This window comes from Micromonospora sp. NPDC049048 (assembly GCF_043197615.1).
Taxonomy (GTDB): domain Bacteria; phylum Actinomycetota; class Actinomycetes; order Mycobacteriales; family Micromonosporaceae; genus Micromonospora.
Map to the genome: position 1 here is coordinate 1 of NZ_JBICTM010000017.1, position 9,762 is coordinate 9,762.

The 9,762-nt window shown below is 73.3% G+C and carries 5 protein-coding genes; 1 reads left to right on the top strand and 4 read right to left on the bottom strand.

Going from position 1 to position 9,762, the window contains the following annotated elements:
- Together ACGFIG_RS30270 and ACGFIG_RS30275 are read right to left on the bottom strand one after the other, a co-directional pair.
- On the bottom strand, positions 1-1,277 hold a 1,277-nt coding region (locus ACGFIG_RS30270; RefSeq protein ID WP_393008715.1), incomplete at its 3' end, for an AMP-binding protein.
- Between the two features lie 127 nt (positions 1,278-1,404).
- Positions 1,405-4,926 carry an amino acid adenylation domain-containing protein gene (locus tag ACGFIG_RS30275; RefSeq protein WP_393008717.1) on the bottom strand — a complete coding sequence of 1,174 codons (3,522 nt, stop codon included), beginning with the start codon at positions 4,924-4,926 and terminating at the stop codon, positions 1,405-1,407.
- Positions 4,927-6,227: 1,301 nt separating this feature from the next.
- On the opposite strand from ACGFIG_RS30275, the gene ACGFIG_RS30280 reads away from it, so the two are divergent.
- Positions 6,228-7,418 (top strand): ATP-grasp domain-containing protein, encoded by a 1,191-nt coding sequence (locus ACGFIG_RS30280; protein ID WP_393008719.1) that lies wholly within the window; start codon positions 6,228-6,230, stop codon positions 7,416-7,418.
- Between the two features lie 294 nt (positions 7,419-7,712).
- Here the strand turns inward: ACGFIG_RS30280 and ACGFIG_RS30285 are convergent, their stop codons facing one another.
- Together ACGFIG_RS30285 and ACGFIG_RS30290 are read right to left on the bottom strand one after the other, a co-directional pair.
- Positions 7,713-8,750, bottom strand: coding sequence for a 3-dehydroquinate synthase family protein (locus ACGFIG_RS30285; protein ID WP_393008721.1), 1,038 nt, complete (start codon positions 8,748-8,750; stop codon positions 7,713-7,715).
- Positions 8,731-9,561, bottom strand: a complete 831-nt coding sequence (locus ACGFIG_RS30290; protein ID WP_393008723.1) for a hypothetical protein — start codon at positions 9,559-9,561, stop codon at positions 8,731-8,733. Before ACGFIG_RS30290 ends, ACGFIG_RS30285 begins: the two co-directional genes overlap by 20 nt.
- Between the last annotated feature and the right edge of the window lie 201 nt (positions 9,562-9,762).

A 9,762-nucleotide genomic window follows, 5' to 3' on the forward strand; every position in this document is an offset into this window, starting at 1 on the left:
CCGGAGGTCAGGGCGGTGTAGATCTCGCCGAGGGCCACGTCGAACACGGGGGCGCAGGAGTGCAGCATCCGGCTGTCCGGGCCGACCGCGCATTCGTCGCGCATCCAGGTGACGAAGTTCGTCAGGTTGGCGTGGGTCAGCACGACGCCTTTGGGTGTGCCGGTCGAGCCTGACGTGTAGATCACGAACGCGGGCGCAGACGCCTCGACGATCGGCAGGTCGACCGGTTCGGCCGCCTGCACCGTGGGCCACTCGTGGTCGAGCGCGACGACCCGTACGCCGTCGGGTCGGGGGACGCGTGGGGCGACCTCGCCGATGGTGAGCACGACCTGGGCGCCGTGGTCGGCCAGCAGCATCCGCATCCGTTCCGCCGGCCACGACACGTCCATCGGCGTGTACGCCGCGCCCGCCCGCAGCACCCCCAGGGTGGCGATCAGCGTCCACATGCTGCGGTCCAGCGCCAGTGACACCACGTCCCCGACGCCGACGCCGGCCGAGCGCAGGTACCGGGCCAGCGCCCCCGAGCGACGCTCCAACTCCGCGTACGTCAGCACCTCGCCGTCAGCGACGCCCGCGACCGCGTCCGGCGTGCGGCGGGCCCACTCCAGCACCAACTCGTGCAGCGGCTCGGCCGGCACCGGACGGACCGGACCCCGGCCCCACGCGAGCAACCGCTCCCGCTCCGCCTCGCCCAGCAACGGCAACCCTGACAGCCCGACCTCCGGCCCCGCCAACCCGGCGGACGCCAGCGTGACCGCCTGGTTCACCAGGCCCCGCACCCACTGCGTCGAGAACCCGTCCGCTGCGTAGTCCACCCGCACCGCCGACCCGTCGCCCGCGACGGCCACCACCAGGTCCACGTCCACCGCGTCCGGCCCCACCTCGGCCACCGGAGCGTCCACCAACCCGACCACCACCGGACCCACCGCGTCCGCTGCGACCGGCGCGGCCAATGCCGCATCCACCCGCGACACCAGTTCCCCGAAACCGGGATCGTCCGCGACGTCGACCCGCAGCACGCCACCCGACGACAGCCCCACTGCCACCTCGGCCTGACCGGTGTAGCGGGCCAGCACGCCCAGGACACCGGACAGCAGCACCGCGCCGGGGGAGCGCGCGCCCACCAGGCCGGGCAGGTCGACCGCCCGGAACTCGGAGGCCGCGCGGGCCGGCCACACCGTCGGCCGGCGCAGGTCGCCCATCAGGTCGAGCATCTCGACGTCGGGCCCGGAGACATCCGTGGCCGGAGCCCGACCACCAACGAACCCGACAGACATGAGCCAACCTCCGATCAGGACCGGCGCCACCCACGGGGGGTACGCCGGAGGGGAAACCACGAACTCTCAGCACGCGGCTCGCGCGCCCCACGCGGTGACGAGCGGTCCGGTGCGGACGGGCGGACGGTCAGCCGGCGGTGGTGGTACCCGCCGGCCCGGCTTCGAGGAAGCGCAACATGTGGTGGTTCAGCTCCTCGGCGAAGCTGTACGGCAGATAGTCGGTGCGGATGGTGACGCGCAGGAGGGCGTGGTCGACGCGGGGCAGCACCTCGACCGTGAGCCCGTTGGGCACCTCCCGGGCGTACGGGTCGACGACCTCCTCGGCCCGGCAGCCGGGCAGCTCCAGCGGCACCACCACGTTGTCCTGGAACACGAACGTCGGCAGGCTGGCGACCACCTCGCCGGAGAGCCCGGCGGCGGGATCGTCGGCGGTCTCCGCGAAGGGGACGTCCTGGGCCCGCATGAGGTCGCTGATCGTCTCGTCGACCCGCAGGACCAGCTTGTCGTCCTGCGGCCCGTCGAACCGCACCCGGACGCAGTTGAGGTTGAGCCGGGTGGTGAACGCGGAGTCGAGGACCCGGCTGCCCCGCTTGGCCACCACCATCAGCAGGGCGATGTCGTCCTGCTGATGGATGGCGCGCAGCGCCGAGGCGAACGCCGCCACGAAGTAGCTGGAGCGGCTGAACCGCTGTTCCCGGGCGGCGCCGTCCCAGCGTTGCAGCACCTCGGGGGTGACCGTGACGGTGTGCCCCGCCTTGGGTCCCCAGGCGAGCGCCTGCTCCAGGGGCGCGGTGGCCGGGCCCCGGCCCTGGCGGGGCAGGCCGCGTAGCTGCTCGCGCCAGTAGGCCCGCTGGGTCTCGAGGTCGGCGGCCTCGCGGAGCCGGGCGTACTCGTCGTACGACTGGCGCAGCGTCGGCGCGGGGCGGTCCCACCCGGGCGCCTGGCCGGCCTGCCGTGCCGCGTAGGCGTGGCTCAGGTCCCGCACCAGCAGCCCGTACGACCACCCGTCGAAGGCGATGTGGTGGATGCCGACGCCGAACAGGATCCGCTTCGTGGCCTTGTTCCGGATCAGTGCGGCGCGCCAGTTGCGGCCCTGGGTGTAGTCCAGGGGCTGCTGCACGGCCTCGGCGAGCTGGTCGAGCGCGTCCTGCTCGGTGGCGGCGTCGGTCAGCAGGCGCAGCTGCGGCATCGCCGGGTTCGGCGGGACGAGTGCCACCGGGGGGTCCGTGCGCCGGTAGCGGGCGTGCAGCGCCTCGTGGCGGCGGTGTACGTCGCCGAGCGCGGCCATCAGCGCCCGCAGGTCCAGCTCACCCTCGATCCACCAGGTGACCGGGACGACGACCTCCAGCGGCGACATCAGGCACTTCGCCACCTGCTGCGCGAGCGGAACCGGGCCGGGGCGCTGGCGGGCCTGTGCCGTGGTCGAGCCGGTGTCCGTACGGCGGGGTGCGGTGGCGAGCCACCGGGCCAGCTCGTACGGGGTGGGGGTGCGGTGGATCTGCGAGACGGGGACGACCACGTCGGCCGCCTCGTCGATGCCGGTGGCGACGGCCGCGGACTGCAACGACGTGCCGCCGAGGTGGAAGAAGCTGTCGCGGGTGCCGACCCGGTCGATGCCGAGGACGCTCGCGAAGACCCCGGTGACGAGGCGTTCGGCGTCGGTGGCCGGTGCCACGTACAGCACGTCGAGGTCGGGGCGCTGGGTGTCGGGTGCGGGCAGGGCGTTCCGGTCGATCTTGCCGGTGCCGCCGAGGGGGAAGCGGTCGAGGACGACGACGGCCGCGGGCACCATGTAGGTGGGGAGCTGGGCTGCGGCGTGTTCGCGCAGGTCGGCGGTGCTGAGGGGGTGGCCGTCGCGCCCGGTGACGTACGCGACGAGTCGGGCCACGCCCCGGTCCTCGCGGCGGACGACGACGGCGGTCTCCACGTCCGGATGCTGGGCGAGGACGCTCTCGATCTCGCCGAGTTCGATGCGGATGCCGTTGACCTTGACCTGGTGGTCCATGCGGCCGAGGATCTCGAGTGCGCCGGCGGTGTTCCAGCGGGCCAGGTCACCACTGCGGTAGGCGAGGCCACCGCCGTAGGGATCGGTGACGAACCGCTCGGCGGTCAGTTCGGGACGGTTGAGGTAGCCGTCGGCGACGCCGAAGCCGGCGATCAGGATCTCCCCGGGGACCCCGACGGGCATGAGGTTGAGGTTGGCGTCGACGACGCGGACCTGCCGGTTCGGCATCGGCCAGCCGATCGGCACGTACGCGCCACCCCACCCGGCCGACGCGTCGAACCACGTGCACGCCACCGCGATCTCCGCCGGCCCGTACGCGTTCACCACCCGCGTACCCGCCGTCAGCCACCGCTGGGCCAACTGCGGCGGGACGGCCTCGCCGCCGAAGATGATGCAGCGGAGGCCGGGGCAGGCGGCCGGGTCGAGCGGGGCGATGTTGGTGGCCGGTCCGAACGTGTGCGTGACGCCGTGCCGGTTGACCAGTTCGGTGAGCCGGCGTACGTCGAGCAGGTCGTCGCGCGAGCAGACGACGACGCGGCCGCCGCCGGTGAGCGTGGCGAAGATCTCCCCGAACGCGGCGTCGAAGACCGGCGCCGCCGAGTGCAGCATGCGGCTGTCGGGCCCGATGGCGCACTCGTCGGTCATCCACGCCAGGAAGTTGTTCAGCTTCTCGTGCGACAGCACCACGCCCTTCGGCGTGCCCGTCGAACCCGACGTGTAGATCACGAACGCCGGCGCGTCGACCGGCACCTCCGGCAGCCCCACCGCCGCGCACGCCCGCACCGTCGACCAGTCGTCGTCCAGCGCCACCACCGACACCCCGTCCCCGGCGGGAACCCGGGGCGCCACCGCGCCGACCGTCAACACCACCCGCGCGCCGTGGTCGGCCAGCAGCATCCGCATCCGCTCCGCCGGCCACGACACGTCCATCGGCGTGTACGCCGCGCCGGCCCGGAGCACACCCATCGTCGCCACCAGCGACCACAACCCGCGCTCCAACGCCACCGACACGACGTCACCGGCGCCCACGCCCACCGACCGCAGGTACGCCGCCAGCGACCCCGACCGGCGATCCAACTCCCCGTACGTCAACACCTCGTCACCCGCGACACCCGCCACCGCCTCGGGCGACCGCCGCGCCCAGCCGAGCACCAGCTCGTGGATCGGCTCACCCGGCACCTCCCGCGCCGGACCCCGACCCCACCCCAGCAGCCGCTCCCGCTCCGCGTCGCCCAGCAACGCCAGCCCCGACAGGCCGACCTCGGGCTCCGCCGACCCGGCGGAGACCAGCACCACGATCTGATCCACCAGGCTCCGCACCCACTGCGCGGAAAAGCCCTCCACCGCGTAGTCCACCCGCAGCGCGGACCCGTCCGAGGCCACGGTCACCACCAGGTCGACGTCCACCGTCTCGGGGCCCACCTCGGCCACCGGGCCGTCGACGAGCTCCACCGCCACCGGATCCATCCGGTCCCGACCCAGCACGGGCGCCGTCCACGCCGAGCCCACCCGCGCCACCAACTCCCCGAACCCCGGGTCATCCGCGACGTCCACCCGCGCCACCGCGCCGGCCCCCGGCGACAGCCCGAGCACCACCTCGTCCTGGGTGGTCCACCGGGCCAGGACCGCCACGAGCCCCGCCACCACGACATGACCGGCCGGACCGTCGCCCGATGGCCACGGGGGCAGTACGCGGTGTGCCGAGGCCGCCCGAGCGGGCCACACCGCAGGTCTCCGCAGGTCCCCCACCAGCTCCAGAGCCACGGCGTCGGCCGCACCGTCCACGGCCTGGGCGCCATCGAACCCGACAGACAAGAGCTCAACCTCCGATCGAAAGGGGGCGACCGGAAGGCACAGGGCCGCAGCGGCCGGTCAGCCGGGATGCCGTACGCCGGACGGCGGGGTGTGACGCGAGGTGGGGCGGATCCGTCGGCCCGCCGTGGCCCCGGTGCCGCACGGGCGGGCGGACTCCGGGCGGCGTCGCGGAGGCGGCGCGCGGACCCCACGACCGGGTCGGGCGGCTGTGGCGGGTCAGTGGCGGTGTCACCGGGACGGGGTCGCCGTCCGGATTCCGGGCCGCGACCACGTCGATCGGAATGCGCAGGTGGGTGCCCGATCCGATCACCGGCACCTCCCGTCCGTCCGGGCGCCGCGCACCCATGTTCGTCCCCGATCCGGTGCGGTGAAAAAGGGAACGACGAAACCAATGGGGCCCGACCCTATGAAGCCCGGTGGAGTGGCGTACACCCCTAGAGATGCGCGCGTCGACCCCTAGTGCGTCAGCCGGAGATCGCGTCCGGAGATGGGCCGGCGAGTGGTGACCCGTTCCGCACCGTGTCCGGCATCGCCGCCGCTCGATCGGCCTGTATGCGGGATCCGGTGCGCGACCGGGACGGGGGCATCGGATCCCGGCCGATTGCGGTAGCTTCTTTGGCGGAAACACATGCCGCTATATCTTTTCTATATTGGCTGATAGGCGCCCTCTGAGAGGGTCGGTGCATGATTGTCCCGGTTCCACAGTGAACGGTCCTGTGGTTCCTTGCGGGCAGCTTTTCGGTCAGCCCGAGTCGAGGGCTCAGGTAGGCGTATTGGCGACTCCAATGGCGAAAAGGCCGCCCGCGTCCGACTGACTGGCCCATGTCGGGACAATCAGTAGTGACTATGCTTTCCCGACCATGACTCCGGTCGGTGGCTGGCATCAACCGCCGACCGTTGGTGTGCGCCTCGCCGACGCAACGCTGGCCACAAGCCAGCCGGCTTCCGGCCGGTCCAGCTCATGACCGTCCGGTCGGTGCACGCGGTACGCCCGACTCTCGCGGCCGAGCGGCCTCATCAGGACCGGGAGCCCACACTTCCGGCCACGTTCTGCGCTGTTCGTGGCCGTGGTGCGCCCGGTTTCAGTGCCACCCCGAGGCCCCCAGTGGGCCGGCATGTCAGGAGATTCAATGCAGGTGCCCATCCAGGTACAGGTGTTCGCGCACGACGGGGTGATCCTGGCCCGACCGCCCGACCCGGTGGCGACCGCCGACAGCCGCTATCTCGCCGACGCGGGTGCCGCCCTGCACAACGGCTTGGACATGATCACGGGTCTGCACCTGACCCTTCCGCACCAGGCGGCGGCCATTTGCAGCACCGGTTCCAGCGCGGACAAGTCGCTTCGGCTGCTCAGCCGATCCGGTCTCAAGACGCCCAGTGATCTGCGGGAATTCCGTTCCGGCGCGCAGGCGGTGCAGTACGCCCGGGAAGCCGTCGAGCGGGGCGAGACGCTGGAGTTCCAGTTTCCCCCGCACGATCCGCAGTTGCGGGCCGCGCGCAGCCGGGTGCCCGCGGACCTGCTCGCCCGCCTCAACAACAAGACCGTGCTGGAGAGCCTGGTCGCGCCTGAATATCTGCCACGTCGGCAGGTCGCCACCCCCGCCGACGTACGCCGCATCGTGCAGCAGGACCGCCGGCCGGCGGTGATCAAACCGGCCGGTGTCGAGGTGTTCAGCGGAATCGCGATCTTCACCCGGCGGTTGCAGGACAAGCGGAACCGCACCATGTTCAACCAGCTGGAACAGGTCAGCGACCAGTGGATCGTCGAGGAGGAGGTGCCCTTCCGGACGGTCTGGGGCCTCCAGTTCGGCGTGACGGAGAGCGGATCGGTGCACTACTTCGGTGCGTCCGTGCACCTGCCGCAGCCCACCTCGACGTGGGTCGGTTGTGTGATGGACGACGACCAGCCGCCGGCCGAGCTGGTCGAAGCGCTGACCGTAGGGGTCCGAAAGGCCAGCGCGCTCGGGTACCGGGGGTACTGCTCCTTCGACGCCGGGATCGGTCGTGACGGCGCCCTGCGGGTCATCGACCCGAACTTCCGGGTCAGCGGGGCCACCACCTCGCTGCTGCACCGCAGTTCGCTGCTGGGCCAGCATCCGTGTGCGATGACCACGTTCTTCTCGCTGGCTCCCGGCGTCGACGCCGAGCCGATCCTCGCGCCGTTCATCGACCGGGGGCAGTTCGTCGTCTTCATGCACCACGACCCGGCGGAGACGGACAACGGACCGCTGCCGGCGACCATCGTCGGCATGGTCGGGGCGGCGGACCGGTACGCCTGCGGAGTGCTGATCGCGCAGATCCAGCGGGCGCTCGGCAGCTGACGCGTCGACCCCGGTCCCGGCCCGGGTCGGCGCGCCCGTGCCCTGTTCGGCCGGTGCCTGTTCGGCCATCGGCGCGGGCACCGACGTGGCGATCGAGCCGGTGCCCGCGCCGATGCTGTGGCGTGGGCACCGGCCCGACGCACGGCGGAGACGGCGGCGGTGCCGAGCGTCGTCCGGGTGGCCGGCCTGCGGCGTCGACTCCTCCGGCGGGGGCGTGCACCGCCCGCCCGCCCGCTCGCTGCGCGGCACCGGCGGGCGTGCCGGGCACGAACCTGACGGCCTACGGCGCGGGCCTCACATGCCGGTCAGGGCGGTGCGGACGGCAGCCTCGGGGACGTCAGCGACCAGTTCGGGCCCGGCCGGGCCGTCCAGGACGAAGGACAGGCCCGAGGTGGCCTTCTTGTCCCGGCGCATCAGCGCGACCAGTTCGTCGTGGTCGACGCCGGCGGGCAGCGTGGTGTCGAGCCCGTAGCCCGCCACCACGTCGTGGTGCTCGGCCACCCGGTCGGCGGGAACACGGCCGAGGACGCCGGCCAGCCGGCCCGCGAAGACCGTGCCGACGCCGACCGCCTCGCCGTGGCGCAGGCCGAAGTCGGTGGCCCGCTCCAGCGCGTGCCCCAGCGTGTGGCCGTAGTTGAGGATGTGCCGCAGGCCGGAGTCGCGCTCGTCGGCGGCCACCACCCGGGCCTTCAACGCCACGCAGGCGGCGATCTGCTCCGCGACCGGCCGGTCGCGCAGCTCGCCCGCACCGATGAAGTGCGCCCGGGCGATCTCCCCGTACCCGTTGCGCCACTCCCGTTGCGGCAGCGTACCCAGGTGCTCGGTGTCGCAGAGCACCGCCCGGGGCTGCCAGTAGACCCCCACGAGGTTCTTGCCCTCCGGCAGGTTGACCGCGGTCTTCCCGCCCACGCTGGCGTCCACCTGGGCCAGCAGCGAGGTCGGCAGGTGCAGCACCGCGACGCCCCGGTGGTAGAGGCCGGCGGCCAGGCCGACCACGTCCGTGGTGGTGCCGCCGCCGCAGGAGACGACCGCGTCGGCCCGGGTCAGCCCGAACTCGGCGAACGCCCGGCAGAGCTGCTCCACCGTGGCCAGGTTCTTGTCGTGCTCGCCGTCGCGGGCCGGCACCACCCGGTGCGGCACGCCCGGGTCGGGCGTCCACTCCGGCGGCCGGGCCGAGACCACCACGACCCGTCGGGCGCCGATCCGCGCCACCTCCGCCGGGAGCCGGTGGCGCACGCCGGGGCCGATCAGCACCGGGTACGAGCGCTCCCCGAGCGCCACCTCGATGCGGGCCGGCTCGGTGGCGGGACGGTCAGGTGCGGACGCGTGCATGTGGCTGCTGCCTCCTCGGCGCGACGGGGACCGGCGGGCTCGCGGCCGGGCGGTCCCGGACCATCGACAGGCGCAGCGCCAGCGCGGCCAGCGAGTCGACCTCCGGCCCGATGCCCCACCGGTCGTGGGTGAGCTGCGCGTGGTGCGCCAGCAGGAAACCGGACGGCGTCGTCGGGTGGTCCCGACCCACCACGTCGGCCACCCGGTCCAGGTAGCGCTGCCACGCCTCGGCGACCTCCCCGCCCAGCGGCAGGTCGCCGGCCGCCAGGACGATCTTCTCCGCGCCGGCGTCGGCCTGCGCGGCCAGGTCGCGCCGCTGCGCGCCGGTGAGCCGCTGGCCGCGTTCCTGCCAGTGCAGGAAGAGGAACGCCAGGCGGTCGGCCGCCGGCACCAGCCCGGTCAGGTGCCGCAGGTGCGCCACGGCCAGCGGCAACTCGATGCCGACCAGCCAGGGCACGTCCCCGCCGAGCAGGGTCAGGGCCAGGTCACTGCCCGCGAACGCGAGCGGGCCGCCCCGGGCGGCGTCGCGCACGGCGCACCGGTCGGCGGCGAGGGACACCTGCGGGTCGTACGCGAGCAGCCGCGCCCGTACGGCGTCGAGCGCGGCCGGGGCGGCGTGGAAGCCGAGGCGCAGGTGCCCGGCGGGGGAGTCCTCCGGGTCGAAGAACCAGTCCATGCCCGGATCGGCCCGCCGGGCGGCGGCGACCAGTTCGGTCAGGACGGTTCCGACCAGCTCGATCACCCGTGTGCCCGGGCAGCCGGCCGGCACGGCCGAGCGGGCGAACAACCAGCAGCGTTCCAACGACGGCACCTCGGCTGACGGGCGGGTGGAGCACGGGATTCGACGGTCCGCGGGGGTCGCCCCATCATCGGCCTGCGGCCCGTTCCACCACCCGATCGGCGCTTCGAACTGGGGACGACTTAGGGGGTGACAGGGGTAGGACGCCGGCAGGGCGCTCGGAAGACTTGGGCCGCTACGCGAGCGAGGTCTACGCCGCGGATGAGGAGTCTC

What these genes read in the sequence shown, in the direction of transcription:
- ACGFIG_RS30285 (WP_393008721.1), bottom strand. Translation starts at nt 8,750, where the DNA reads ATGCACGCGTCCGCACCTGACCGTCCCGCCACCGAGCCGGCCCGCATC.
- ACGFIG_RS30280 (WP_393008719.1), top strand. Translation starts at nt 6,228, where the DNA reads ATGCAGGTGCCCATCCAGGTACAGGTGTTCGCGCACGACGGGGTGATC.